General features: G+C 65.3%; 21 protein-coding genes. 13 read left to right on the top strand and 8 right to left on the bottom strand.

What is annotated here, in order from left to right; all coding sequences use genetic code 11:
• Positions 1 to 182: hypothetical protein (locus tag NJH59_RS21145; RefSeq protein WP_253087267.1), on the top strand; the 182-nt coding region annotated here is incomplete at its 5' end.
• Between the two features lie 80 nt (positions 183 to 262).
• On the top strand, positions 263 to 2,356 hold the full coding sequence (locus NJH59_RS21150) for a TonB-dependent receptor (protein ID WP_253087268.1): 2,094 nt from the start codon (positions 263 to 265) through the stop codon (positions 2,354 to 2,356).
• A gap of 17 nt (positions 2,357 to 2,373) precedes the next feature.
• On the opposite strand, the gene NJH59_RS21155 is transcribed toward NJH59_RS21150, so the two are convergent.
• Positions 2,374 to 3,435: an AI-2E family transporter gene (locus tag NJH59_RS21155; protein WP_043860876.1), complete on the bottom strand. Its 1,062-nt coding sequence runs from the start codon at positions 3,433 to 3,435 to the stop codon at positions 2,374 to 2,376.
• 120 nt (positions 3,436 to 3,555) lie between these two features.
• Between NJH59_RS21155 and yegQ the strand changes: the two genes are divergently transcribed.
• Complete coding sequence (gene yegQ, locus NJH59_RS21160; protein WP_253087269.1) at positions 3,556 to 4,875, top strand: tRNA 5-hydroxyuridine modification protein YegQ; 1,320 nt, start codon at positions 3,556 to 3,558, stop codon at positions 4,873 to 4,875.
• Positions 4,876 to 4,959: 84 nt separating this feature from the next.
• On the opposite strand, the gene NJH59_RS21165 is transcribed toward yegQ, so the two are convergent.
• Complete coding sequence (locus NJH59_RS21165) at positions 4,960 to 7,281, bottom strand: acylase (RefSeq protein ID WP_317618627.1); 2,322 nt, start codon at positions 7,279 to 7,281, stop codon at positions 4,960 to 4,962.
• Positions 7,282 to 7,491: 210 nt separating this feature from the next.
• On the opposite strand from NJH59_RS21165, the gene NJH59_RS21170 reads away from it, so the two are divergent.
• Positions 7,492 to 7,878 carry a fe2+ zn2+ uptake regulation protein gene (locus NJH59_RS21170; protein WP_088515161.1) on the top strand — a complete coding sequence of 129 codons (387 nt, stop codon included), beginning with the start codon at positions 7,492 to 7,494 and terminating at the stop codon, positions 7,876 to 7,878.
• A gap of 40 nt (positions 7,879 to 7,918) precedes the next feature.
• On the opposite strand, the gene NJH59_RS21175 is transcribed toward NJH59_RS21170, so the two are convergent.
• A complete protein-coding gene (locus NJH59_RS21175; protein ID WP_043860879.1) occupies positions 7,919 to 8,107 on the bottom strand; it encodes a hypothetical protein in 189 nt (62 codons plus the stop codon).
• A gap of 455 nt (positions 8,108 to 8,562) precedes the next feature.
• Between NJH59_RS21175 and NJH59_RS21180 the strand changes: the two genes are divergently transcribed.
• Positions 8,563 to 8,943 carry a Mor transcription activator family protein gene (locus tag NJH59_RS21180; protein ID WP_043860880.1) on the top strand — a complete coding sequence of 127 codons (381 nt, stop codon included), beginning with the start codon at positions 8,563 to 8,565 and terminating at the stop codon, positions 8,941 to 8,943.
• A 79-nt stretch (positions 8,944 to 9,022) separates the two neighbouring features.
• Here NJH59_RS21180 and NJH59_RS21185 read toward each other — a convergent pair whose 3' ends face one another.
• The 3 genes from NJH59_RS21185 to NJH59_RS21195 all read right to left on the bottom strand — a co-directional run bounded on the left by NJH59_RS21185 (position 9,023) and on the right by NJH59_RS21195 (position 15,150).
• Positions 9,023 to 12,697, bottom strand: coding sequence for a translocation/assembly module TamB domain-containing protein (locus NJH59_RS21185; RefSeq protein ID WP_253087270.1), 3,675 nt, complete (start codon positions 12,695 to 12,697; stop codon positions 9,023 to 9,025).
• Positions 12,694 to 14,433, bottom strand: a complete 1,740-nt coding sequence (locus NJH59_RS21190) for an autotransporter assembly complex family protein (protein WP_043860882.1) — start codon at positions 14,431 to 14,433, stop codon at positions 12,694 to 12,696. The genes NJH59_RS21185 and NJH59_RS21190 overlap by 4 nt, the downstream gene beginning before the upstream one ends.
• Positions 14,434 to 14,499: 66 nt before the next feature.
• Complete coding sequence (locus NJH59_RS21195; RefSeq protein ID WP_043860883.1) at positions 14,500 to 15,150, bottom strand: N-acetyltransferase; 651 nt, start codon at positions 15,148 to 15,150, stop codon at positions 14,500 to 14,502.
• Between the two features lie 148 nt (positions 15,151 to 15,298).
• On the opposite strand from NJH59_RS21195, the gene xthA reads away from it, so the two are divergent.
• From xthA to NJH59_RS21210, 3 genes are all read left to right on the top strand, one after another.
• Positions 15,299 to 16,111, top strand: coding sequence for an exodeoxyribonuclease III (gene xthA / locus NJH59_RS21200; RefSeq protein ID WP_043860884.1), 813 nt, complete (start codon positions 15,299 to 15,301; stop codon positions 16,109 to 16,111).
• An 85-nt stretch (positions 16,112 to 16,196) separates the two neighbouring features.
• Positions 16,197 to 17,507: a substrate-binding domain-containing protein gene (locus NJH59_RS21205; RefSeq protein WP_104572630.1), complete on the top strand. Its 1,311-nt coding sequence runs from the start codon at positions 16,197 to 16,199 to the stop codon at positions 17,505 to 17,507.
• A 160-nt stretch (positions 17,508 to 17,667) separates the two neighbouring features.
• Positions 17,668 to 18,666, top strand: a complete 999-nt coding sequence (locus NJH59_RS21210) for a TerC family protein (protein WP_229589335.1) — start codon at positions 17,668 to 17,670, stop codon at positions 18,664 to 18,666.
• A gap of 84 nt (positions 18,667 to 18,750) precedes the next feature.
• Here the strand turns inward: NJH59_RS21210 and NJH59_RS21215 are convergent, their stop codons facing one another.
• Positions 18,751 to 19,980 (bottom strand): acyl-CoA dehydrogenase, encoded by a 1,230-nt coding sequence (locus NJH59_RS21215; protein ID WP_043860887.1) that lies wholly within the window; start codon positions 19,978 to 19,980, stop codon positions 18,751 to 18,753.
• Positions 19,981 to 20,130: 150 nt separating this feature from the next.
• Here NJH59_RS21215 and NJH59_RS21220 point away from each other — a divergent pair, with 150 nt between their 5' ends.
• The 3 genes from NJH59_RS21220 (at position 20,131) to NJH59_RS21230 (ending at position 22,545) form a co-directional block, all read left to right on the top strand.
• Positions 20,131 to 21,057 carry a LysR family transcriptional regulator gene (locus tag NJH59_RS21220; protein WP_058541227.1) on the top strand — a complete coding sequence of 309 codons (927 nt, stop codon included), beginning with the start codon at positions 20,131 to 20,133 and terminating at the stop codon, positions 21,055 to 21,057.
• A gap of 166 nt (positions 21,058 to 21,223) precedes the next feature.
• Positions 21,224 to 21,625 (top strand): MerR family DNA-binding transcriptional regulator, encoded by a 402-nt coding sequence (locus NJH59_RS21225; RefSeq protein WP_043860889.1) that lies wholly within the window; start codon positions 21,224 to 21,226, stop codon positions 21,623 to 21,625.
• A gap of 20 nt (positions 21,626 to 21,645) precedes the next feature.
• Complete coding sequence (locus NJH59_RS21230) at positions 21,646 to 22,545, top strand: hydroxymethylglutaryl-CoA lyase (RefSeq protein ID WP_253087271.1); 900 nt, start codon at positions 21,646 to 21,648, stop codon at positions 22,543 to 22,545.
• Positions 22,546 to 23,095: 550 nt separating this feature from the next.
• On the opposite strand, the gene NJH59_RS21235 is transcribed toward NJH59_RS21230, so the two are convergent.
• Positions 23,096 to 23,614 (bottom strand): MgtC/SapB family protein, encoded by a 519-nt coding sequence (locus NJH59_RS21235; RefSeq protein ID WP_043860891.1) that lies wholly within the window; start codon positions 23,612 to 23,614, stop codon positions 23,096 to 23,098.
• A 139-nt stretch (positions 23,615 to 23,753) separates the two neighbouring features.
• Here NJH59_RS21235 and NJH59_RS21240 point away from each other — a divergent pair, with 139 nt between their 5' ends.
• Positions 23,754 to 23,993, top strand: a complete 240-nt coding sequence (locus tag NJH59_RS21240) for a DUF3203 family protein (RefSeq protein ID WP_210013941.1) — start codon at positions 23,754 to 23,756, stop codon at positions 23,991 to 23,993.
• A gap of 121 nt (positions 23,994 to 24,114) precedes the next feature.
• On the top strand, positions 24,115 to 25,527 hold the full coding sequence (gene ccoG, locus NJH59_RS21245; RefSeq protein ID WP_253087272.1) for a cytochrome c oxidase accessory protein CcoG: 1,413 nt from the start codon (positions 24,115 to 24,117) through the stop codon (positions 25,525 to 25,527).
• Positions 25,528 to 25,535: the final 8 nt, after the last annotated feature.

The raw sequence follows: 25,535 nt of genomic DNA on the forward strand, positions 1-25,535 counted from the left end.
CGCTCGCTTCGGCTAACGCCGAAGGGGCTTCGCCCCGCCCCCTGCACGACACCTCCACTCGGCCTTCTGGGGGACGGAAGATCAAGATCAAAAGCAGATCAAAATCAAAAGCAAATCAACAGCAGATCCAGAGCAGATCCAGAGCAGATCCAGAGCAGATCCAGAGCAGATCAAAAGCATGACTGCACTACAGATCACCCACTGTGCTTCGTCTGATACTTGCAACGTCAGATACCCGCCCAACCGTCCCGGAACCCCTTCGATGCACCCCACCCTGCCCCGCTCGTCCCTCGCCGTATTGATCGCCTGCACCGCCACCGCCCAAGCCAACCCAGGCATCGAACTCGGCCAGGTACTGATCCAGGACCAGGAACACAACGAACTTCAGGACGCCCGCGAGCGCCTGCAGCAAATCCCCGGGGCCACCAACCTGATCGACATGCAACAGGTCGAACAAGGCCGCGTCGCCAGCAACCAGGACGTGCTCGCCTACCAGCCCGGCGTGTTCGCCCAATCCGCCGGCAACGACGGCATCAAACTGTCGATTCGCGGCTCGGGCCTCAACCGTGCCCCCGGCGCCCACGGCTCCGGCGTATACACCCTGTTCGACGGCCTGCCCCTGACCGGCCCCGGCGGCACGCCCTATGAACTGTTCGAGCCCCTGTGGCTAAGCCGCGCCGAGGTACTGCGCGGCGCCAACGGCTTCGACCGCGGCGCCCTGGCCCTGGGCGGCGCCATCAATTACGTGACCCACACCGGCTACGACGCCGCGCCCCTGCAGGTACGGGTCGAGGCCGGCAGCCGTGGCTACGGCAAACGCCAGGTCAGCTCCGGCCAGGTACTGGGTGACCTGGACTACTACGTCGCCCTCACCGACTCGGAATACGACGGCTACCAGGACCACAGCAGCGGCAGCAGCAAGGGCATCGCCGCCAACGTCGGCTACCGCTTCAACCCCAACCTGGAAACCCGCTTCTACCTGCGTTACCGCGAAACCGAAAACGAACTGGCCGGGCGCCTGACCAAGGACCAGATCAAGCACCACCCGCGCGCTGCCAACCCGCTGTACCTGAGCCGCGACGCCAGCCGCCCGCAACCGGGCAGCACCTGGCTGGGCAACAAGACCACCTTCTACCTCGATGACGACTCGCAACTGGAAGCCGGCCTGGTCTACCACGACTACCCGATGGACCTGCGTGAAGGCACCAAGCGCCTCAAGGTGGCGTACACCGACGTCAGCGGCACGCTCAACTACCTGCGCCGCGACACCCTGTTCGGCCACGAGAGCAAGACCACCCTGGGCTGGCGCACCACCAAGCACCTGCCCAACACGGGGGCCTCGGAGTTCGTGCGGGTCGAGACCGACCCCACTCAGCCCATAGGCACCAAGACCCGCGACTTCACCTACCAGGGCTCGGACAGCGTCCTCCACTTCAGCAACGAACTGGAACTGGTGCCAGACCTGTGGCTGACCAGCGGCCTGGCGATGATCTATACCCGCCGAGAAAGCGCCGTCACCTATCCGGCCAGCGGCGGCAAGGTCAGCCAGCATGACTGGGACTACGCACCGCGCCTGGGGCTGCGCTACGACTTCAGCCCCGCGCTGCAGCTGTACGGCAACCTGAGCCGCTCGGTGGAGCCTGCGCACCCCTGGGCGCTGATCTGGAGCTCGCCAGCGATCAACGGCCTGCAGACCCAACCCATCGAGCTGCGCAACCAGACCGCCACCACCCTGGAGCTCGGCGCCCGCGGCGACTCGCGGCTGGGGCGCTGGGACCTGGCCTGGTACTACTCGGCCGTGCGCCACGAACTGCTGACAGTGGAAACCGTGGCCGCCAGCAGCACCACCAACGCCATCGTCGGCGAGGTGAATGCCAGCCCTACCGTGCACCAGGGGGTGGAAGCCAGCCTCGACAGCCTGCTGTGGGAACACAGCGGAGTTGGCCGGGTGTCGCTGCGCCAGGCCTACACCTTCAGCGACTTCCACTACCGCGATGACGCGGCGTTCGGCGACAACCGCCTGCCCGGCATGCCGATGCACTACTACCAGGCGCAGGTGCGCCTGGACCATCCCAGCGGCTTCTATGCCGGGCTCAACACGCAGATGGCCTCAAAGGTGCAGGTCGACTACGCCAACTCCTACCAGGCCGATGCGTATGCCCTGCTGGGCGCAACCTTCGGCTACGCCTCCCCCCGACAGGACTGGGCCACCTGGCTCGACCTGCGCAACCTCACCAACCAGCGCTATGCCGCAACCGTGACGCCCGGCTACGACGACAAGGGCCTCGATGCCGCACGCTCCACCCCCGGCGAAGGCTTCGCAGCCTACGTGGGCATGTCCTATAGCTGGAAGTGACGCTCGCCAGCGGCGCCTCAGGGCAGTTGCACCTGAGGCTTGGTCGCCACGAAAATCCCCCAGCTGGACATGAACAGCGCCGCGATCAACGGCCCGATGACGAAGCCGTTGAGGCCGAACACCGCCAGCCCGCCCAGGGTCGAGATCAGGATCAGGTAGTCGGGCATGCGGGTGTCCTTGCCCACCAGGATCGGGCGCAGCACGTTGTCCACCAGGCCGATCACGAACACCCCGAAGGCGGCAAGCACCACACCCTGCCAGATCGAACCGCTGAGCAGGAAGTACGCGGCCACCGGGCCCCACACGATGCCGGCACCCACCGCCGGCAGCAGCGACAGAAACGCCATCAGCACCGCCCACACCAGCGCACTGGGGATATCCAGCACCCAGAAGATGAACCCGCCGAGCGCGCCCTGGGTCACCGCCACCAGCAGGTTGCCCTTGACCGTGGCACGCACCACGCGATTGAACTTCAGTTGCAGGCGACGCTTCTGGTGTTCGGCCAGGGGCACCGCCGTGCGGATCTTGCGCACCAGCTCGGCGCCATCGCGCAGGAAGAAGTACAGCAGGTACAGCATGATGCCGAAGCTCACCAGAAACTCGAACGTGCCCTGCCCGAAGCTGAACGCCTGGGTGGCGAAGAACTGGCTGCCCTGCATCGCGCCCTTGGCGATCTTGTCGCGCAAGCCCTCCAGATCCCCCATGCCCAGGCGCTCCAGGCCATGCTGGGCCACAGCGGGCAGCATGTCCTTGAAGCGCTCGATGTAGCCGGCGATATCCAGTTGGCCGCTCTCGATGTTCTTGTACAGCGTGGCGCCTTCCTGAACCAGCAACGTGCTGATGACGATCACCGGCAGAATCGCGATCAGCAGGCACACCAGCAGCGTGATACCCGCCGCCAGGTTGCGCCGCCAGCCCAGGCGCAACAGCAACCGGCGCTGCAACGGCGCAAACACGATGCCCAGGATCACCGCCCAGAACACCGCGCCGTAGTAGGGCAATAGAATCCAGATGAAGGCCAGGGTCACCAGGACCAGCAACCACATCAGGGCTTTTTGCTGCAATACCGATTCGTTCATGTCCGCTCCTTTGCGCTCTGATGATTAGTGCGCGGCGCACTGCAGAAAGTGCCGTTGCCGTGGATCAATAAAATCGGTGGTGCAGGCGCGTAGCATCCGCGCTTTTGTCGCGACCTTGCCATGACCCACCTCGCCCGACCCGAACTGCTCGCCCCTGCCGGCACCCTGAAGAACATGCGCTATGCCTTCGCCTATGGCGCCGATGCGGTCTACGCCGGCCAGCCGCGCTACAGCCTGCGTGTGCGCAACAACGAATTCGACCATGCCAACCTGGCGCTGGGCATCCAGGAAGCCCAGGCCCAGGGCAAGCGGTTCTACGTGGTGGTCAACATCGCCCCGCACAATGCCAAGCTCAAGACCTTCCTCAAGGACCTGGAACCTGTGATCGCCATGGGCCCGGACGCGCTGATCATGTCCGACCCTGGGCTGATCATGCTGGTGCGCCAGCACTTCCCGGCCATGCCGATCCACCTGTCAGTACAGGCCAATACGGTGAACTGGGCCAGTGTCGCGTTCTGGCAATCCCAGGGCCTGAGCCGGGTGATCCTGTCCCGGGAGCTGTCGCTGGAAGAAATCGAAGAGATCCGCCAGCAGGTGCCGGCGATGGAGCTGGAAGTGTTCGTGCACGGCGCCCTGTGCATGGCGTATTCGGGGCGCTGCCTGCTGTCGGGCTACCTGAACCGGCGCGATGCCAACCAGGGCAGTTGCACAAACGCCTGTCGCTGGCAGTACAGCGCCACCCCGGCCCAGGAAAACGAGATGGGTGACATCGTGCGCGAAGTCCAGCCGACCCTGGGCGTCGGCGCCCCCACCAACCAGGTGTTCGTGCTGCAGGAAGCCAACCGGCCCGGCGAAGACATGCCGGCATTCGAGGACGAGCACGGCACCTACATCATGAACGCCAAGGACCTGCGTGCCGTGCAGCACGTCGGGCGCCTGACCCGCATGGGGGTGCACTCGCTGAAGATCGAGGGGCGTACAAAGTCGCACTTCTACTGTGCCCGCACCACCCAGGCGTACCGGCAGGCCATCGACGATGCGCTGGCGGGGCGTGAATTCGACCGTTCGCTGATGCTCGACCTGGAGTCATTGGCGCAACGCGGCTACACCGAAGGCTTCTTGCGCCGCCACGTGCACGACGAGTACCAGAACTACGAGCGGGGCAACTCGGTGTCCGAGCGCCAGCAATTCGTGGGCGAGCTGACCGGGGAGCGGGTCGACGGGCTGGCCGAGGTCAAGGTCAAGAACCGTTTCGGGCTGGGCGATCACCTGGAGCTGATGACGCCGCGGGGCAACTACCATTTCGACCTGCACCAGCTGCGGGATCGCGCGGGCAACCCGCTGGAGGTGGCGCCGGGGGATGGGCACACGGTGTACCTGCCGATTCCCGAACAGGTGGAGCTGGGCTTCGGGCTGTTGTTGCGGGATCTGAATACGTAGCCACGCTATCGCGGGTCAAGCCCTCCCCCACAGGTAGTGCGCAATCCTGGTGGGAGCGGGCTTGACCCGCGATACAGCTGACGCTCAACGTGGGCTGCTGGCTACAGCTGCAGTATCCGTCTCACGTATCACCTGCACCTGATACTGCGGGTCCGCCTTGATCTGCGCCTCGGTGAATGGAATGGTGTGCCAGTGCCCGGCCGAGAACGCACGGGTCTGGTCACTGGCATGCACCGACCCCGCCTCGCTGGACTGGGAAAACGCCAGCAGCCCCTGCGCGTGCGGCCCCTTGTCATCGAAACTGACCACTTGCAGGTAACTGGTGCCGCTGATCACGGTGCGCTTGCCCCCCTCGCCCGGCACGCTCTGCATGGCGTTGTACACCCCAAGGCTCGATGGCCCGCCATGCATCGGCGTGCCGTCGCCCGCCTGCTGGATCTGCCCCCACTGCACATTCGCACTCAGCCCGGCCTCGGCCACCTGCGCCTGCGACGCCAATGCCGCCTCACGCACGGCCCTGGCCACCTCGGCACGCTCCAGCGCAAGGCCGCGTGGGGTGTGCTGGGGGTCGGCCGGATCGAATGCCACGCGCCAGAAACCACCGTGCTCCTGCAACGTCTGCAGGATGTTCTGGAAGTGCACCAGGCCGATGCCACTGGCCAGGCCGGCCTTGCCATCCCACGCCGCCAGGCTGTCGCATACGGCCTTGAGCTGCGGATCGGCCGGCGCGCCCTTGCACCACTGCAGCAGGTCGGGCAGCGCCAGCTCGGCCAGGTACACCTTGTCGTCCATGACCATGTGGTGCAGGTCCTGCGCGCTGATCTTGCCGGGGCGGTTCAACCGCTGCAGGGCAAAGCGGCTGCGCGGGCCCAGGGGCACGTCTTCGCGGCTGATGATCGGCGAGTAGCCGCGCAGCGGCTGCGCCGGGTTGACCATCCAGGCCGAATCGTTGGAGTGCTGTACGAAGTCGCCACGCAGCAGGCTGGGCTGCAGTTGCGCGGGGAAGATACCGGGCTGCGCCGCTCGCGCATCGACCTTCCAGTTGCAGGCGCTGCGCGAACCGTCGAGCACGATCAGTTCCAGGCCCGCCGCCGGGTCGCTGCACTGCGCCAGCAGCGGCGCATCCACATAGGGCACCACCGACTGGTTCAGGTACAACGCCTGCCCCCTGGCATCCACCGCCAGGGTGTTGACCCAGGGTATGCCCTGCAGGCGCTGCACCGACTGCTGCAGGGCCTGCAGGCTGTCGGCCTGGTTCATGCTGTGCCACTGCTGCAGCACGCGGGTGTTGCCCAGGTTGGCATCACGCAGGCTGAAGGCCACCTGCCCGGTCCAGTCCAGCCGCCCGGGCCACTGCACCAGCGGGCCATAGATCGTGCCGTACAGCTCGCGGGTGACCACCTGCTGCTGGCCGTCCTCAGCCTTGACCGACACGCTCACCGGCTGGCGGGTCATGGGGGTGGACACGCCGTCGAGCAGGTAGCGGGTCGAGTCTTTCGGGTCCAGTTGCAAGCGGTGCAAGGTGAAGTGCCGGGAGGTGTCGACAGTGTGCGTCCAGGCCAGATGCCGGTTGAAACCGATATTGATCAGCGGCAGGCCGGGCAACGCGGCGCCCATCACGTCCAGTTTGCCGGGGATGCTCAACTGCATCTGGTAGAAGCGCATGCCGCCCACCCAGGGGAAATGCGGGTTGGCCAGCAACAGGCCACCGCCATTGGCCGAACGCTCGTGCCCTATCGCCACCGCGTTGCTGCCGCGCTCAAGCGCAAAGTTGGCCTGGCGCGCCTGGGCCACACTGAAGGCCGCAGCCGGCAACCCCGCCGCTGCACCGGGGGGCGCGGCACCGGCCACGGCTTCGACGAACTGCCCGGCCCCACCCTCGACCAGCAGGCGCCGGGTCAGCTTGACCAGGTCCAGGGCGGTGATGGGGCGCAGCCACTCGGCCTGCTGGCACTGGGCAGGCAGGCCCTGGGCAGTGCGCTCGGCCAGCGCGCGGTTGTAGCCCAGCGCGTAGCCTTCGAGCAATGAACGGATCGGCGCCGGTTGCGCCTGCCAGTACGCAGACACCGCCGCCGGCGTGTTCAGCCAGGTGAAAAACACGTCGCTGGCCAGGTTTTCACGCTGCTCCAGGGTCAGCGCCTGCGGCCCGAAGAACCGCGAGCGCTCACCGTTGACGGTCACCACTTCGTTGGCCAGCAGGCACAGGTTGTCCTGCGCGTAGGCATACCCGATGCCATAGCCCAGGCCACGCTCATCGCGGGCCACGATGTGCGGCACACCGAAGCTGGTGCGGCGGATCTCGGCCCGGGCCTCGCCCGGCGGCGCCTCGCGGGCGTGGGCTGAACAACTCAGAGCAACCAGCAGGGCCGTCAGGCAGAACGAGGGGATCGAGCGATTGGCAAACACGCGGACTCCGGCAGCATCAGGGTGAACGAACATCCTGACTAGACGAATTTCATCATGAAAATTTACCGCTTTTGCGCCGCTCGTTCGTCTCTCTCTCTACATAAAGGCAATATTTTTTGCCTTGCCGATGCAGATTTGCCGCGCTCGTTCGTCTTATAGAGTGAGAGCACCACACGCAAACTGGACAGGCTCGGGAAAGGGAGTTTTCACATGTACAACCAGCAACAGCCAATCACACCGCTGCGTTTCAGACGCAAAGCCCACGCGCCGCTGCCGGAAAAGCCCGAAGCGGCTGAACCGGACCGCGCCGGCAACGAACATATCCGCGAACTGCTCAAGGCATTCGGCCTGCGCACCAGCCTGATCCGGCTGAAGGTCATCGATGCGCTGCACGCGGCCGCCAGAGAGGGGCGCAGTATCGGGGTGCGCGGGGTGCACAGCCAGCTCGAGCAGCTGGATATTCCGCTGTCGTTCCTGAGCGTTCGCGAAGTGCTCAAGCGCCTGTGCGTCGAAGGTGTGATCAGCCTGGGCAGCGACAAATGCTACAGCCTCAACCCCGAGGCTCGCGCGGTGCTGGAACAGCCGGTTTCACGCTAGGCCAACGGCCGGGTGACGCCGGCCGCAGCCTCGCAAGCGGTCAGAACTTGACCTTGCGCCGCATGATGCCGTTCACGATCACGGCCAATACGGCTACGCCGATGGCGATGTACTGGAACACCTTTTCGCTGATCACGCCGGCGTTCTGCAGGTACGAGCCGCCCAGCATGATTGCCAGCACCACCAGGGCAACCAGGATCGAGTATTTCAGGCGTTGAGCTTGAGTCATTGAAAAATCCTTACGACAACGGGTTTGAGGGCCCTACTGCGGCCGGCGGCCATGATACAACGCCACGTCACGCAGGAGGATGTTTCCCGGTTTTTCCCGACGCGACAACCTGAAATCATCCGCCAGGTGTGCCCGTGCCCTGCGTTCAGGGTTGAGCAACCTGAACCACAGCACTGGAGCAGGCTCGCCGCAGACACGCGGCCACGCCCTCCCTGGCGCCGCTGGTTCCTACAACAGACCACCGACTTCCTCACGCAATGTGTACGGAAAGACTACCTCCCCTGACCCGCTTGCTGCCTAGATCTCCCCTTGGCGGTTGACCGAGAATTCCTTCAGGCCACTTGGCAGTTCAACGCTGTCGACGTGGGGCGCGCCGCACCTGGCAAGGATGCTCAGGCACGGACGGCACCCGATGAAGTGGCCCCTTCGCTCATACCGCCAACAAGGAAGTCATCATGGAACTGTGTGACCTGAACAAGATCGACATCGAACAACTGCCCCAGTCACTGCAGATGCTCATCGAATGCATCGGGCTGGAGCATGCCTACCGCCTGACCACCATCTACGGCGGCCGCCCCAAGTACATTCCCAAGCACCGCGAGCGCACCACGCTGGCCGAGATCCTGCCAACCGAAGCGCTGGATGCATTGATCAAGCGCTACGCCGGCATGGCGCTGGAGATTCCCAAGGCCGACCACTTCAATCGCCAGCTGCGCAACCAGCAGATCCAGCAGGAAAGCTCCAATGGCCAGTCACGCAGCGTGCTGGCCGACAAGTACGGGTTGAGCCTGCGCCAGATCGGCAACATCCGGCGCCAGGAAGCGCACACGCGCTAGACACACCCCGCACACAACAACGCCAGGCGCGAGCGGTCGCGCCTGGCGTTGTTGTGTGCGCAGCCCTTGACTGGCCGTATCAGAAGTCGCGCTTGTAGAAGATATCCAGCGAGCTGGCGATACCGCTGGCAGCCTCCAGGTAGACCTTCTTGCTGAGCAGGTAGCGCAAGGCGATGGTGTTGGCCGGCTCGAACACCCCTACGCCGTAGCGCAGGCTCAGGCGCTCGGTCAGCTTGCCGCTGGCCACCACGCTGGTGTTGTCGCCGCTGCCCTGGGTGTCGAGCTGGAAGTCCTCGATGCCCAGGCTCGATGCCAGGCTGCCGGTAATCCCCGCGCTGCCCGCCAGGCCCAGGCCCAGGGCCGCCTCCGCCAGCATGTTGTTGTCTTCGCCGGTATTGCCCAGCGGACGCCCCAGCACCAGGTACGACAAGGCCTGCTCCTGGCTCATCGCCGGCTCGGAAAACACCTGGGTGGTGGGCTGTTCGGCGCTGCCGCTGAGGCGGATGCCGGCAATCACGTCGTCGGTCTGGCGAATGGCCTCGATGTCCAGGTAGGGCTGGTCGATCGGCCCGGCAAACAGCAGCCGCGCTCGGCGGATGGTCAGGCGCTGGCCATAGGCGCGGTAGCGCCCATCGGCCAGGCTGAGCTCGCCACGGGTATCGAGGTTGTCGCCAATGTGCACGCGCCCCAGCAGGTTGGCGGTCAGGCCGAAGCCGCTGAATGCCAGCTTGTCCTGCCCCACCTCCACGTCGATGTCCATGGCCACGGCCATCGGCGCCTTGCCCTGCTCGGTCTGGTGGCCGATGATGACCGTGTCATCCGACACCTTTACAGTCGAAGGCGGCAGTTCGCGCACGGTGATCTTGCCCTTGGGCACCAGCACCTTGCCGGTGACCGCGAGCTTTTCGCCGATCATCTGGATCTTCAGGTCCGGCGCCACCTCCAGGTTGGCGTAGGGTTCGACGGTGACCGGCAGGCGCTGCCCCTGCAGTTGCAACTCCACCGCCAGGCCCTGGGCCCAGCCGATCTGGCCACTCAGGCGGCCCTGGCCGACCGGGCCGCTCTTCCACTCGCCGCCCAGTTGCACCTGCTCGCCTGCGATCTGTGCCCGCAGGCTGAGGTCGCTGAGGCTGATGGGCAACTCGGCACCCGACACTTCGCCATTGCTCAGCGTCAGGTTGCCGTTGACCTGGGGCGCCAGCAGCGTACCGGTGATCTGTCCGCTGCCGTTGAGCTGGCCAGCCAGGCGCTCGACCATCGGCGCGAACGGCCGGCCCACCGACAGGTCCAGCCCGCTCAGGCGGAAGTCTCCGCTCAGCGGCTTGTTGCGCGCCAGTGGGTCGATACGCGCCGACAGGGTCAGCTCGCCCAGGCGCCCGCCCACGAACTCCAGGCGCGTGTCCACGCGGCGCGGGCCCAGGGTGCTGTTCAGGCGCAGCGCCTGGTACGGAAAGTCCAGCCATCGATCCTTTTCCCGCACCCGCAAGGTGCCGCCACTGGCGTCCACCACGATCGACCCCTTGGGCCCGCTGGCCGGCAGATCGAGGTTGATGTCGGCATTGAGCATGCCCTGCCAGGCGAAGTCCTTGGGCAACCACTGCGCCAGGCTTTGCAGCGGGAACTGCTTGAGGTGGTAGCGCAGGCGCGGGTCGGGCATCAGGCGCTGGTCTTCACCACACAGGCTGGCCTGCCCGGAGCGCCAGCAATGGGCGCCGAAATCCACCTGCCCATTGGCCAGGCGCTGCAACCTGGCCGGTGCCTGCAGCTGCCAGTCCTGCCCGCCCGCCTGCACCTGGCCGCTGGCCAGGCGTCCGCGCCAGTTGCCCTTGTCGAGCTGACCGTCCAGGCCCAGGTCGAGCTTGAGCTGCGGCCCATCGAGGGCCAGTTGCAATTGCTGCTTGCCAATGTCGCCCTGGCCTTTGGCGGTCAGGGTGCCCAGGTTGGTTTCGCCCAGGCGGATCGACCCGGCCTGCAGGTCGATCAGGGCACGCTGGGCGCTGTCCAGCCGGGCGTCCAGGTCAAGGCGTTGCACGCGGTTTTCGGCCTGGCCCAGTTGCTGGCCCTGCAAGGTCAGTTGCCCCTGCGGCGCCTTGAGCGTACCGGCCACATCAAGCCGACCCTTGAGCTGGCCTTGCAGTTGCGGCCACAGCTGGCCCAGGCGCGGCAGGTTGAGGTCAAGCTGACCGGCCAGGCGTTGCTGCACACTGGCGCTGCCGTTGATCTTGTTGTCCCCCAGCTGGATCAGCAAGGTGCCCAGGGTCCAGTTCTCGCCTGCACCGTCGGCCTTGGCCTGCAGCACGGCGGGCTGGCCGCGCAATCGCCCCTTGAGGTCCAGGTCGGCATTCAGGCGCAGCGTGTCGCCCTTGAGTTCGCCCTTGCTGCGCAGCGGGCCCGCCAGGGTGCCCGGCAGCTCGGCCAGCCAGTACGCCGGGTTGAGCGCCGACAATTCCAGTGCCGCGTCCCACGCCACGCCCTCGGCAAACTGCACGGCGACGCTGCCGGCCACCTTGCCCTGGCCGGCTTCAAGGGCCAGCTGTGGCAGGCTGACCTGGCCCAGGTCGCCCTTGAACGGGCTGCTGACCTTGAAGGCACCTGCCGGCCCGTCCAGGTCGCCACTGAAATCGCCCTGGTAGTTGCCGTCGCGGTAGTTGACCTTGGCGTTCAGGCGCCGCAGCGTGACCTGCGGAGCCTCGTCCAGCGGGTACAGGCGCAGCCACGGGAAGTCCAGCCAGTCGATGCTGGCATCGGCAACCAGACCGCTCTGCCAGTCGGCAGTGGCGCTGAGCGTGACACGCTGCTGCGCGGCGGCGCTCAGGTCCAGGGCAGCGATCTGGGCGCCCTTGGCATCCACCCGGCCACGCAGGCTCAGGCTGATCGGCCCCTGCTCGGCCGGCAGGCGGCCGGCGCCCACCAGTTGGTAACCTTTTGCCAGGTCGCCATAGGCACTGAGTTCCAGCTGCTCGAACTGCAGGGTGTCCGGCAATCCGGCCGATGGCTTGAAGCCGGTGGCGCTCAGGCGTACCTGGGCCGGCAGGTGCTCGGCCAGGGGCTGCAACTGACCCGCCAGGCGCCCTTGCAGGTAGCCGCTGCTGTCGGCCTGCAGGTCGAGGCTTTTCTGCAGGTCGCCTTTTATCTGCACCGCCAGTTGCCAGGGCTGGTCGTCGATGGCCGGCAGTTGCACCTGACCCTGCAGCTGCAACGGCCAGTCACCCACCGGTTGCAGCAGGCCGCTGAGGTTCAGGCTGAGGTCTTCGCGTTGCAGGTTCAGGCTGTCGATCTGCAGGCCCTGGGCGGTCCAGTGCGCAGCCAGTTGCAACTGGCTCAACTGCTCGCTGCCGTCCAGATGCAACTGGCCGACCTGTACTTCGCCCAGTTCGATCGCCACTGGCAACTGGAGGCTGGGCAACTGCAGCGGCCCGCTGTCGGGCGCTGCCTCGCTGGGGGCGAAGTCCAGGTTGACCTGCCCGGCGCGCAGCTGGTCGATACACAAGGTCATGCGCAACAGGCAGCCGGGCGACCAGGCAAACACCGGCGCAAGCACTTCGACCCGGTCCTCGCCCTGCTGCCAGATCAGCCGATCGGCCTGCCATTGCCCGCCAAGGCGGCCTTGAAAATTGTCCAGCTGCAAGCCCGGCACCAGGCTCAAGGCCCAGCGGCTGCCGGCCTGGGTACCCAGCAGGATACCCACGGCCAGCACCAGCACGACCAGCAGCGCCAGCAGGGCCAGCCCGCCGCGTTTCAACACCTTGCTCACAACTCGGGCCCCATGGAAAAGTGCAAACGTATGCCGCCGTCATCGTCCAGCGCCTTGGCCAGGTCGAGCCGCAGCGGGCCGACCGGCGACACCCAGCGCACACCGAAGCCGACGCCGGTCTTGAGGCTGGGAAGCTCCAGGCTGTTGAACGAGTTGCCCTGGTCGACGAAGGTCGCCAGGCGCCACTTCTCGGCGATCGAGTACTGGTACTCGGCACTGGCGGCCACCAGGTAGCGCCCGCCGATACGGTCGCCATCGGCGTTCTTGGGTGAAAGGGTCTGGTAGTCGTAGCCACGCACGCTCTGGTCGCCACCGGCAAAGAAGCGCAGCGAGGGGGGCACCGACTTGTAGCCGTTGGTGGCGCTGCCGCCGAACTGCACCCGGCCCAGGAAGCGGTGGTTCTGCGCGACGGTGGTCAGGCCCTTGAGCAGCACGTTGCCATGCAGCAGGTTGGTGTCGGACAGCAGCCCTTCCTTGGCCACCTGCGCGTCGAACTGCAAGCGGTAGCCGTTGTGCGGGTCGATGCGGTTGTCGCTGCGCAGGTAGCTGTAGCTCACACCCGGCATCAGCAGGGTGCTCAAGCCCGAATCGTCACCCAGGCGGTACTCTTCGCGCTGCCACTTGAGCGATACCACGCGCTGCCAGCCGCTGGGCAGCTTGCTGTGCCATTCCGGGCCCACGGTGAGCAGTTTGCTGAGGCTGTCGGTGCCGGCGATCTCTTCGTTCTGGTAGCCGCCGGCAAAGCGCAGCTTGTCGGTCAACGGCGGGTCGAGCGGTATGTCGTACCACAGGCCGACGTTCTGGCGCGGCGCCGAAAGTTCGGTTTCCAGGCCATAGCTGTGGCCTTGCGGGTTGACCCAGTGGCGGGTCCAGTTGGCCTTGCCGCGCGGCCCGACGTCGGTCGAAAAGCCCAGGCCCAGGCCCATGGTGCGGGGCTTGCGGGTTTGCAGTTGCACCTCTACCGGGATGCTCTGCGCCACGGCGGCAGTGGGCGCAGCGTCGACCCGCACGCCTTCGAAGTAGCCGCTCGACTGCAGCGCGTTGTTCAGTTCGGCGATCAGTTCGGAGTCGTAGGGGGTGCCTTGCTTGAAGGGCACCATGCGTTGCAGCAGGCTCTCGTCGAACGGCGCGTCGCCTTCGAAGCGGACCTTGCCCAGCTGGTAACGCGGGCCGCTGTCGTACACCAGTTCGATATCTGCCACACCCGCCGCCGGGTCGACCGCCAGGCGCTGGCGCAGGAAATGCCCGCTGAAGAAACCGTAGCGCGAGGCCTGGTTCTGGATCAGCCGCTTGGCGTCCTCGTAGTTGCCATGGTTTAGCACTGCCCCAGGCCGCAGCGCCTTGCTCGAAGGAACCCGGAAGGCCGTCATCTCGCTGGCCGGGCCCTCGACGCGCACGGTCACCTCGCGCAGGCGCACCGGCTCGCCCGGCTCGATGCTGAGCACCAGTTGCGGGCCCTTGTCGGCCTTGGGCGAAGGTTTGACCTGGCTGTCGATCTGCGCCTGGTAGTAGCCCAGCGCCTGGGCGGCTTTTCTGGCCTGCTCCACGGCGCCGCGGCTGAAGCGCAGCAGCGCTTCTTCATCGCGGGTGCCAAGGCTGCCGATATAGCCTTCGACGTTGGCCTTGAGCTCGTTGTTGGCGGGCTTGATGCGTACTACCAGCTCGCTCTGTGCGTACACCGCGCAGCTGGCAACCCATAAAATCAACCCGCAGGTGAATCGTCCTGAATACGTCATAGGCGCGGATGCTACCAGAGCTTGGCGGTTGCCCGCAGCTCGCCGACGGTCTGATACACCACCCCTTCAGGCCTGTGCCTGGCGCAAACGCTGGGGATTGGGATGAAAAAACACATGCTCGCGGATTGGTCCTACAGCAATTTCACCGATTTCCAGGTAGCCCTGTCGCTTGTAGAACTCGAGGTAGTGGTCATTGCCGGTATTCAGTACCACCCCTTCGGACTGTTCGTCCTCGGCGCACCAGTCATGCAGCGCCAGCAGCAACTGTTCGCCATAGTGATGGCCCTGGAACTGCGGGTGAATGCCCAGGAGCGGCAGCACATGCACCGCGTCGCCCGGCACACAGGCCATGACCGCGGCCTGGTAGTCCAGGTAGCGCCGGGTACAGCGCAGGCCGGCGCTCAGCAGCATGCGCAGGCGCCACGCCCAGCTCTCGGTGATGCCCAGGCGCCGCTGCGGCGGGGCGATCAGGGCGATGCCGATCAGCCGGTCCTGCACCAGCAGGCCCAGCGCCGGCAGGTCCTGAAAGAAATGCTGACGCACCAGCTCGCGTACCGTGGCGCGCACGCGATGGTCGTAGCCGGGGCGATCGGCCTCGAACAGGTAGCGGAAGGTCGGCTCATGCCGGTAGGCCTGGTACAGCAGCGAGCGCGCCTCACGGCTGTAGCCGCTGTCGAGCTGACGAACTTCGGCCGGTACGGCAGGGGTATCGGACATGGTGACTCTCCTGGTGGGCTTCAATGCCTCTTTCTGAGTAGTGCGCGCTGGCCAACGTTCCCTTTGACTATAGGCCAGGACGCCACGCGTGCTGACACGCCGGGCGCCATCGGCTAGCATTCCCGATTTGCTCAGGATTGCGCCCCCCATGAAGATCGTCTCGTTCAACATCAATGGCCTGCGCGCCCGCCCCCATCAACTGGCCGCGCTGATCGAAAAGCACCAGCCGGACGTGATCGGCCTGCAGGAAACCAAGGTGTCCGACGAGCAGTTCCCGCTGGCCGAGGTGCAGGCGCTGGGCTACCACGTGCATTTTCACGGGCAGAAGGGCCACTACGGTGTCGCCCTGCTGTCGCGCCAGGCGCCGCTGAGCCTGGTCAAGGGCTTCAGCACCGATGAAGAGGACGCGCAGCGGCGTTTCATCTGGGGCACCTTCGCCGACGAGCACGGCAACCCCATCACCATCATGAACGGCTACTTCCCCCAGGGCGAAAGCCGTGACCACCCCACCAAGTTCCCGGCCAAGCAGCGCTTCTACGAAGACCTGCAGGCCCTGCTCGAATCCCGATTCCAGAACGACCAGCCACTGGTGGTGATGGGCGATGTGAACATCTCGCCCGAGGACTGCGACATCGGCATCGGCCCCGACAATGCCAAGCGCTGGCTGAAGACCGGCAAGTGCAGCTTCCTGCCCGAAGAGCGCGAGTGGATGGCGCGCCTGAAGAACTGGGGCCTGACCGACAGCTTCCGCCATCTGCACCCGGAAGTGGCCGACCGCTTCAGCTGGTTCGACTACCGCAGCCGCGGCTTCGAGGACGAGCCCAAGCGCGGGCTGCGCATCGACCTGATCCTGACCTCCCAAGCACTGCTGCCGCGCATCAAGGCCGCCGGGGTCGACTACGAGTTGCGCGCCATGGAGAAACCCTCCGACCATGCGCCGATCTGGCTGGAACTGAACTGAGTCATGCGCTCGATGGCAGTCATTGGACTGTCATCGATCTGTCTTAATCTGCGCTCACCATCTTGAGTGCAGAGCACCCCCGGCAATGTTGCGATCTTTCTGTCTGCTGCTTGGCCTGCTGCCGGCGCTGTGCTGCGCCGAGCCGGCCAGCCTGCGCCTGCAAGGCTCCAATACCGTGGGCAGCGTGCTCGGCCCCGCGCTGGTACGCGGCCTGCTGCAGGCCCAGGGCGCCCGGTCGATCCAGACCCTGCCCGGCGCACGGCCCAACGAGGTGTGGGTGCAGGGGGTTTCGCCACAGGGCCAGACACTGCGCGTGAGCATTGCCGCCCATGGCTCGAGCACCGGCTTTGCTGCGCTCAAAAGCGGCGACGCCGACCTGGCGGCCACCTCACGCCCGATCAACGACAGCGAGCAGCAGGCGCTGCACGCGCTGGGCGACCTGAAAAGTGCCGACGCCGAACAGGTCATCGCCCTCGATGGCGTGGCCGTCATCGTGCACCCGGACAACCCGCTGCCCCAGCTGAGCACCACGCAACTGGCGCAGATCTTCGCCGGCCGCATCACCACCTGGGATGAACTGGGCGCCGGCAGCGGGCCGATCCACCTCTACGCCCGCGATGACCGCTCGGGCACCTTCGACACCTTCAAGGCCCTGGTGCTGGACGCCCAGCAGTATTCGCTGGCCAGCCACGCCAGGCGTTTCGAGTCCGGCGAGCAGTTGGCCGACGAGGTCAGTGCCGACCGCCAGGCCATCGGTTTCAGCAGCCTGGCGTCGGTGCACGGGGCCAAGGTGCTGGCCATTGTCGACGGCACCTCCCAGGCCATGCTGCCGACCCCCGCCCTGGTGGCCAGCGAAGACTACCCGCTGTCGCGGCGACTGTACCTGTACCTGCCGCCCGCCCAGCGCAACCCGCTGGCCAGTGCCCTGGTGGAGTTCGCCCAGAGCGCAGCGGGCCAGGCCATCGTGGCCAGCAGCGGGTTCGTCGCACAGCAGGTGCGGCCGGTCCAGGTACAGGCCTTGCCGGGCATGCCGGCGCAGTACCGCCAGTTGATCGCCAACGCCAGGCGCCTGAATGTCAATTTCCGCTTTCAGGAAGGCAGCGCCAGCCTCGACAACAAGGCACTTCGCGATGTACAGCGCGTGCTGGAGTACCTGCGCGAACACCAGAAGCTGCAGCACAGCGTGGTGCTGGTGGGGTTCGGCGACGCCAAGGACGACCCCGACCGCGCCGCCCTGCTCTCGCGGCTGCGGGCCATGGCGGTACGCCGCGAACTGGTGCGCGAAGGGGTGAACCTGCGCGAAGTGACGGGCCTCGGCGGTCAGATGCCCGTGGCGACCAATGCCGCCGAGGAAGGCCGAATCCGCAACCGCCGCGTGGAAGTCTGGGTCTACTGACCCACCCACCCGGGAAACCATTTGTAACAGCCTCCCCCCTCACCCTTTCCAGAGGCGAGCTAGGCTTTGGCTCAGTGACACCGGGCCCCTCTGACGGCTGATCGCCGCCATGTCGGAGTCACAGTTGTTTTCATACAACTACGACGACAAGGAGGGGCTCATGAGCGCTCTGCCGTTATTTCTCTTCGACGATTTCCTGGGCACGGCCGTGTGGCTGTGGCTGGTGTTCATCACCCTGGTGGTGGCTCTGCTGGTCCTGGACCTTGGCGTGCTGCACCGTCGCCCGCACGACATCGAAATGCGCGAAAGCCTGCTGCTGTACTCAGCCTACTTCAGCGTGGGGCTGCTGTTCGGTGGCTGGGTGTGGCTGGAGCTGGGTGCGCAGAGCGCGCTGGAGTTCTACACCGGGCTGCTGGTGGAGCAGTCGCTGTCGATGGACAACGTGTTCGTCATGGCGATGATCTTCGGCTTTTTCGGCATCCCGCGCCGCTACCAGCACCGCGTGCTGTTCTGGGGCATTCTGGGCGTGGTGGTGCTGCGCGCCCTGATGATCGGCCTGGGCAGTGCGCTGGTGCAGGAATTCGACTGGATACTGTACCTGTTCGGCGCATTCTTGCTGTTTACCGGCCTCAAGATGCTGTTCACCCGCCACGAAACGCACCCGGACCTGGCACACAACCCGGTGATCAGGTTCGTGCGCCGGCACATGCGCGTGACCGATGACCTGCATGGGGCGCGCTTCTTCGTGCGCCTCAGGCCGGCTGGCCAGCCCAGGGCACTGCTGTACGCCACGCCGCTGTTCCTGGCCCTGGTGCTGATCGAGCTGGCCGACCTGGTGTTCGCGGTAGACAGCGTGCCGGCCATCCTGGCGATCACCCAGGACCCCTTCATCGTGTACACCTCCAACATCTTCGCCATCCTGGGCCTGCGTGCGCTGTACTTCGCCCTGGCGGCGCTGGTGCACCGCTTCGTTTACCTCAAGTACGCCCTGGCGCTGGTGCTGATATTCATCGGCGGCAAGATCTTCGCCCACGGCCTGATCGGCAAGGTGCCGCCGCTGCTGTCGCTGTGCGTGACGTTCGGGCTGCTGGCCGGTGGCGTGCTGCTGTCGCTGTTCAAGACACGAACGGCGGCCAAGGAGGTGAAACGGGTGGAGTAGCCTCGGGCAGCGTGTCGAATACCCTCGCGGATCATGCCCGCCCCACCCGGTCAGCAGGCGATCCGCGAGGGCATCGACGCGGGCTCAGTGCCCGCTGCGCAGCATCTCCCGGGGCACGTACTTGCCGATCTCGTACTTGCCGATCGCCGCGCGGTGCACTTCATCCGGCCCGTCGGCCAGGCGCAGGGTGCGTTGCATCGCGTACATGTAGGCCAGCGGGAAGTCGGCACTGACCCCTGCCCCGCCGTGAATCTGGATGGCCCGGTCGATCACCTTCAGCGCCACGTTCGGTGCCACCACCTTGATCTGCGCGATCTCGCTGCGGGCCACCTTGTTGCCGACGGTGTCCATCATGTAGGCCGCCTTGAGGGTCAGCAGCCGGGCCATGTCGATCTCCATGCGCGAGTCGGCGATCTTGTCGATGTTGCCACCCAGGCGCGCCAGCGGCTTGCCGAATGCGGTGCGCTCGGCCGAACGCTTGCACATCAGCTCAAGGGCACGCTCGGCCATGCCGATCGAACGCATGCAGTGATGGATGCGCCCCGGCCCGAGACGGCCCTGGGCGATCTCGAAGCCGCGCCCTTCGCCCAGCAGCACGTTGTCATACGGTACGCGCACGTTCTCGAACAGCACCTCGGCGTGGCCATGGGGCGCATCGTCGTAGCCGAACACCGGCAGCGGGCGAACGATCTTCACCCCCGGTGCATCGGTAGGCACCAGGATCATCGAGTGCTGCTGGTGACGCGGCCCGTCCGGGTTGCTCAGGCCCATGAAGATCATGATCTTGCAACGCGGGTCGCAAGCGCCGGAGGTCCACCACTTGCGGCCGTTGATCACCCACTCGTCACCGTCGCGCACCGCCCGTGCGGCCATGTTGGTGGCATCGGACGAGGCCACGTCGGGCTCGGTCATGGCGAACGCCGAACGGATCTCACCGCGCAGCAGCGGCTCCAGCCACTGGCGCTTCTGCGCCTCGCTGCCGTAGCGCACCAGGACCTCCATGTTGCCGGTGTCCGGGGCCGAGCAGTTGAACGGTTCCGGCCCCAGCAGCGAGCGGCCCATGATTTCGGCCAGCGGCGCGTACTCCAGGTTGGTCAGGCCGGCGCCCAGCTGCGACTCGGGCAGGAACAGGTTCCACAGGCCCTCGGCCTTGGCCTTGTCCTTGAGTTCTTCCATGATCGCGGTCGGCTGCCAGCGATCACCTTCGGCAACCTGACGTTCGAACACCGCCTCGGCGGGATATACATAGGCGTCCATGAACGCGGTGACGCGTTCGCGCAGTGCCTGGACCTTGGGTGAATAGGCGAAATCCATGAGCGGTACCTGCTGGGAAAGGCGAGTGATTTAAGAGATCTGGCTTGGATGCTAGATCACCGGGCAAAATCCACCTAGCCTATTCTCGGCGTGTATAAACATTCATAACCGATATATGATCGGGCCATAACTCCAACAAGAGCGGCATCCATGAACCTCAGCAAGGTCGATCTGAACCTGTTCATCGTCTTCGATGCGATCTACACCGAAGCCAACCTGACCCGTGCCGGCCAGATCGTCGGCATCACCCAGCCTGCGGTGTCCAATGCGCTGGCGCGGCTGCGCGAGACCTTCAACGACCCGCTGTTCGTGCGTACGGCCCAGGGCATGGTGCCCACGCCCATGGCCCAGAACATCATCGGCCCGGTGCGCAATGCCTTGTCGCTGCTGCGGGTGTCAGTGCAGGAGAGCCGCATCTTCAACCCCTTGCAGGCCAACAAGACCTTCCGCATCAGCATGACCGACCTTACCGAGGCGGTGGTGCTGCCATCGCTGTTCCAGCGCCTGCGCCGGCTGGCGCCGAACGTGGTGATCGAGAGCTTTCTGTGCAAGCGCCGCGAGACCACCAAGGAACTGGCCGCCGGACGCCTGGACTTTGCCGTGGATGCACCGCTGAACACCGACCCGCAGGTGCGTCACGTCAAGCTGATGCAAGACCCGTTCGTGTGCGCGATGCGCCAGGGCCACCCGCTGGCCAGGGACAGCATCAGCCTGGAGGATTACCTGAGCCTGACCCACATCCAGATCTCCAGCCGGCGCAACGGCCTGGGGTATGTGGACCTGGCGCTCGGCAAGCAGGGGCTCAAGCGCAAGATCGCGCTGCGCTCGCAGCATTACCTGATGGCCTCGCAGGTGCTGCAGCAGACCGACATGGTGATGACCGTGCCGGAGCGCTTCGCGCGGCGCCATCAACTGAGCTACGTGAGCCTGCCGGTGGGCGACGTGCCGCCTTTGGAAACCCACCTGTACTGGCATGAAAGCACCGACCAGGACCCGGCCAACCGCTGGATGCGCGAGCAGATGATCGAGTTGTGCCAGGCGGTGGTGGCGCAGGACGAGCGGGAGGCACGCGCATAAGCTGCGGGCTGCGTTGAAGCCATCGCGGGTCAAGCCCGCTCCCACCCGACCTGCGCTGAAGCTGTGGGAGCGGGCGTGACCCGCGACAGGCATCCCGAATGCCTGCTTGACGTATACGTCAACCAGCCAGTAGCTTAGCCGCATGCCCCCTTCCCCGAGCCATGCAATGAGCAGCCAGACCTACAGCATCTCCGACCTTTCCCGCGAACTCGACATCACCACCCGGGCCATCCGCTTCTATGAGGAGCAGGGCTTGCTCAGCCCCGAACGTCGTGGCCTGGAGCGTGTGTATTCGGCCCGCGACAAGGTCAGCCTCAAGCTCATCCTGCGCGGCAAGCGCATCGGTTTCTCGCTGGCCGAGTGCCGCGAGCTGATCGAACTCTACGACCCCACCAGCGGCAATCAGAAACAGCTGCACAGCATGCTGGCGAAGATCGCCGAGCGCCGCGCCCAGCTCGAACAGCAACTGCTCGACATCCAGCAGATGCAGCTGGAGCTCGACACCGCCGAGGAGCGCTGCCAGCAGGCGCTGGCCACCACCCTGAACAATCAGAAAAACGGCCATTGAGGCCCACAGGAACCCTAGCCATGTCATTGCCTACCCATGTGCGTCTGGTCGAAGTCGGCCCCCGCGACGGCCTGCAGAACGAAGCCCAACCCATCAGCGTGGCGGACAAGGTCCGCCTGGTGGATGACCTGACCGACGCCGGTGTGTCCTATATCGAGGTGGGCAGCTTCGTCTCGCCCAAGTGGGTACCGCAGATGGCCGGTTCGGCCGACGTGTTCGCCAGCATCCGCCAGCAGCCCGGCATCACCTATGCGGCGCTGGCCCCCAACCTGCGCGGTTTCGAAGACGCACTGGCCGCAGGCGTCAAGGAGGTGGCCGTGTTCGCCGCCGCGTCCGAGGCGTTTTCGCAGCGCAACATCAACTGCTCGATCAGCGAAAGCCTGCAGCGCTTCGCGCCAATCATGCAGGCGGCGCGCGAACACGGGGTGAAGGTACGCGGCTATATCTCGTGCGTGCTGGGCTGCCCCTATCAAGGCCAGGTAGATGCCGAGCAGGTCGCCCCCATCGCCCGCGAGCTGCGCGACATGGGCTGCTATGAAGTGTCGCTGGGCGACACCATCGGCACCGGCACCCCGGGCGCCACCCGCCGCCTGTTCGAAGTGGTCGGCGCGCAGGTGCCACGTGCCGAGCTGGCCGGGCACTTCCACGATACCTACGGCCAGGCGCTGGCCAACGTGTACGCCAGCCTGCTGGAGGGAATCAACGTGTTCGACAGTTCGGTCGCCGGCCTGGGCGGCTGCCCGTATGCCAAGGGCGCCAGTGGCAACGTGGCCAGTGAAGACCTGCTGTACCTGCTGCAGGGCCTGGGCATCGAGACCGGCATCGACCTGGACAAGCTGATCGACGCCGGCCAGCGCATCAGTGCCGTGCTGGGCCGCGCCAGCGGTTCGCGTGTGGCCAGGGCACGCGTTGCCCGGTAACGGTGCGCAGCAACAGGGTCAATGGGGGGCGAGTGTTACCGCCCCCACACCCGACAGGAAAAATCCGGGTAACACGGAAACAAATCAGCACAATTTCCCGTGACGATTTTTCCACAAAACCAGCAAACCATTGATTTTATTGGGTTTTAAAAAGTTGGCACGGCACCTGCTATATCTTTCGTACAACAACAATAAAAAATGCGACAACCCAATAAAAATAAGACGTACCGGCTCTGACATAACAAGAACAACACGGCAGAGGCGCAGCTAACAGATTTTTTTGAAGTGGATGGCTTTTCGGGGGCGTGCCCCGCGACCTGACAGAGAACAATAAAACTACCCCAAGGTAGCGCCCGTCTCGGTTGGATCAGCAATGATAAAGGTCGATCAGCGCTCAAAAAAATACGTTTGCTCTTGATCCCGGATGGGGATCGCAACGCAACAAGAGGCAAGGGTCGCCAAAAACAACAATAGACCACCCTCCAATAATAAAAAGAGCACACGCAACAAAATTTGAGGGGAGCCCAGGCTCCCCTCAGTGCTTGCTGCCCTACTCGTTCTGCTGGTCATCCTCTGGCTTGCGCTTCTCCAGGCGGTCGACCACCCACGGCATCACCCCCAGCACCAGCAACGCCAGCACCGTGCTCACCAGCGCAGTGGCTTCGCGCCCCATGCCTGCGGCCACGCCGATGGCGGCGGTCATCCACAGGCCCGCAGCAGTGGTCAGGCCCTTCACATGACCCGCATCGTCCTCCTTGCCCTTGAGTATGGTGCCCGCCCCCAGAAAGCCGATGCCGGCGACGATCCCCTGCACCACCCGACTCAACGCTGCGTCGTCCGCCCCGGCCATGCGCGGCACCAGCACGAACAGCGCCGCACCGATGGCCACCAGCATGTGCGTGCGCACTCCCGCCGCCTTGCCCTTGAGCTCGCGCTCGAAGCCCAGCACCGCCCCCAGCAGCGCAGCCATCAGCAGGCGCACCGTCACCTGCGTCAGTTGCTTGGCATCGGTGATATCGGCGAATTCGGCAATCAGTGTCGACCAGACTTGGTGCCACCAGGCGTCCATGAGCAGCGTCCATCAGCAAGGGGATACTGGATGGACAACAGCCTGGCGCGCGAGTGCTGTCGACCGCTGATCGGCCACGCTCAGCAACCCGGCCGGCAACGGGGTCACAGCTGTAAGCCCCCCGTTCGAGGACACCGCCATGCCCATTGAAATCAACGAAACCACCAAGCGCTGCACCCTGATAGCCGACGACTTTAACATCGAAGGTGAAGCGGCAGAGGTGCAGATCATCACCGATGCCGACCTGCGCATGTCGATCGCGACCCTGGCCGGGCAACGGGTGCCGATCACCGAGGCAGAGGCTGACGCGCTCACCGTGGCAGGTGCGGTGGATAGTCGCAGGCATTTGAAGACCTCCGAGGAGGGCTCGATCATATAAGGGCTGCAGGGTTTCAAGGGATAATCTGATACGGTTTTTATCCAGATATCTGCACCTGTTATGCAAACAGATGGGACGCCATAGTGCTCTGGCCTGATCGAGGCCTGATGAGCGACGAACCATGAGCGAACGAATTCCCGTCCAGATCGTTGAAATTGCCGAGCCCTCCACGTTCAAGAAGAAGGCCGCCAGCAGCGACAGACACATCCACACCCGTAGCTTCACCGGCTTTTTCCGAAACCTGCGCCTGGGTGGCGCGGGTTTTCTGTTTCTGCTGTTTTTCGGCACCGTCTGGCTGAACTGGGACGGGCGCCAGGCGGTCCTCTGGGACCTGGCCGACAGCAAGTTCCACATCTTCGGCGCCACCTTCTGGCCGCAGGACTTCATCCTGCTGTCGGCGCTGCTGATCATCTGCGCCTTCGGCCTGTTCGCCATCACCGTGTTCGCCGGGCGCGTCTGGTGCGGCTACACCTGCCCGCAAAGCACCTGGACCTGGGTGTTCATGTGGTGCGAAAAGGTCACCGAGGGCGAACGCAACCAGCGCATCAAGCTCGATGCGGCGACCTGGGGCCCCAACAAGCTGGCGCGCCGCGCAGCCAAGCACACCCTGTGGCTGGGCGTCAGCCTGCTGACCGCACTGACCTTCGTCGGCTACTTCACCCCCATCCGGCCACTGACCCAGGAGCTGTTCACCCTGCAGCTGGGTGGCGTCAGCCTGTTCTGGATCCTGTTCTTCACCGGTGCCACCTACATCAACGCAGGCTGGCTGCGCGAGGCGGTGTGCATGCACATGTGCCCGTATGCCAGGTTCCAGAGCGTGATGTTCGACAGGGACACCCTCACCATCGCCTATGACCCGCAGCGCGGCGAGTCGCGCGGGCCGCGCAAGAAGGACGCCAACCACAAGGCCCAGGGCCTGGGCGACTGCATCGACTGCCACATGTGCGTGCAGGTATGCCCCACCGGCATCGACATCCGCGACGGCCTGCAGATGGAGTGCATCGGCTGCGCCGCCTGCATCGACGCCTGCGACAGCATCATGGACAAGATGAGCTACCCACGCGGGCTGATCGGCTACAAGTCCGAGCACACCCTGCAAGGCGGCACCACCCAGTGGATGCGTCCGCGCCTGCTGGGCTACGTGACCGTGCTGGTGGTGATGATCGGCGCCCTGGTGATCGCCCTGCAGCAACGCCCGATGGTGTCGATGGACGTGATCAAGGACCGCGGCCTGTTCCGCGAGAACGCCCTGGGGCAGATCGAGAACATCTACACCCTCAAGGTCATCAACAAGACCCAGCAGCCGCAGACCTACCGCCTGCGCCTGGTGGACGCCGAGGGCTTCGAACTGCATGGCAAGACCGAGTTCACCCTGGCGGCCAGCGAGATGAGCGATATACCGGTCTCGGTGGCGATGCTGGCCGACCGTGCGCCCAGCAGCTCCCAGGAGATCAGCTTCGAACTCATCGACACCGACCAGCCGAACGTGCGCAGCCTTGCGCGCAGCCGTTTTGTCGCGCCTTTGAACCGCTGATCACATAC

The sequence above is a fragment of the Pseudomonas sp. VE 267-6A genome (assembly GCF_024126555.1).
Taxonomy (GTDB): Bacteria; Pseudomonadota; Gammaproteobacteria; order Pseudomonadales; family Pseudomonadaceae; genus Aquipseudomonas; species Aquipseudomonas palmensis.

What these genes read in the sequence shown, in the direction of transcription:
- NJH59_RS21215 (WP_043860887.1), bottom strand. Translation starts at nt 19,980, where the DNA reads ATGGATTTCGCCTATTCACCCAAGGTCCAGGCACTGCGCGAACGCGTC.
- NJH59_RS21175 (WP_043860879.1), bottom strand. Translation starts at nt 8,107, where the DNA reads ATGACTCAAGCTCAACGCCTGAAATACTCGATCCTGGTTGCCCTGGTG.
- NJH59_RS21220 (WP_058541227.1), top strand. Translation starts at nt 20,131, where the DNA reads ATGAACCTCAGCAAGGTCGATCTGAACCTGTTCATCGTCTTCGATGCG.
- NJH59_RS21190 (WP_043860882.1), bottom strand. Translation starts at nt 14,433, where the DNA reads ATGACGTATTCAGGACGATTCACCTGCGGGTTGATTTTATGGGTTGCC.
- NJH59_RS21155 (WP_043860876.1), bottom strand. Translation starts at nt 3,435, where the DNA reads ATGAACGAATCGGTATTGCAGCAAAAAGCCCTGATGTGGTTGCTGGTC.
- NJH59_RS21240 (WP_210013941.1), top strand. Translation starts at nt 23,754, where the DNA reads ATGCCCATTGAAATCAACGAAACCACCAAGCGCTGCACCCTGATAGCC.
- NJH59_RS21150 (WP_253087268.1), top strand. Translation starts at nt 263, where the DNA reads ATGCACCCCACCCTGCCCCGCTCGTCCCTCGCCGTATTGATCGCCTGC.
- xthA (WP_043860884.1), top strand. Translation starts at nt 15,299, where the DNA reads ATGAAGATCGTCTCGTTCAACATCAATGGCCTGCGCGCCCGCCCCCAT.
- ccoG (WP_253087272.1), top strand. Translation starts at nt 24,115, where the DNA reads ATGAGCGAACGAATTCCCGTCCAGATCGTTGAAATTGCCGAGCCCTCC.
- NJH59_RS21205 (WP_104572630.1), top strand. Translation starts at nt 16,197, where the DNA reads ATGTTGCGATCTTTCTGTCTGCTGCTTGGCCTGCTGCCGGCGCTGTGC.
- NJH59_RS21210 (WP_229589335.1), top strand. Translation starts at nt 17,668, where the DNA reads ATGAGCGCTCTGCCGTTATTTCTCTTCGACGATTTCCTGGGCACGGCC.
- yegQ (WP_253087269.1), top strand. Translation starts at nt 3,556, where the DNA reads ATGACCCACCTCGCCCGACCCGAACTGCTCGCCCCTGCCGGCACCCTG.
- NJH59_RS21180 (WP_043860880.1), top strand. Translation starts at nt 8,563, where the DNA reads ATGGAACTGTGTGACCTGAACAAGATCGACATCGAACAACTGCCCCAG.
- NJH59_RS21225 (WP_043860889.1), top strand. Translation starts at nt 21,224, where the DNA reads ATGAGCAGCCAGACCTACAGCATCTCCGACCTTTCCCGCGAACTCGAC.
- NJH59_RS21230 (WP_253087271.1), top strand. Translation starts at nt 21,646, where the DNA reads ATGTCATTGCCTACCCATGTGCGTCTGGTCGAAGTCGGCCCCCGCGAC.
- NJH59_RS21170 (WP_088515161.1), top strand. Translation starts at nt 7,492, where the DNA reads ATGTACAACCAGCAACAGCCAATCACACCGCTGCGTTTCAGACGCAAA.
- NJH59_RS21195 (WP_043860883.1), bottom strand. Translation starts at nt 15,150, where the DNA reads ATGTCCGATACCCCTGCCGTACCGGCCGAAGTTCGTCAGCTCGACAGC.
- NJH59_RS21235 (WP_043860891.1), bottom strand. Translation starts at nt 23,614, where the DNA reads ATGGACGCCTGGTGGCACCAAGTCTGGTCGACACTGATTGCCGAATTC.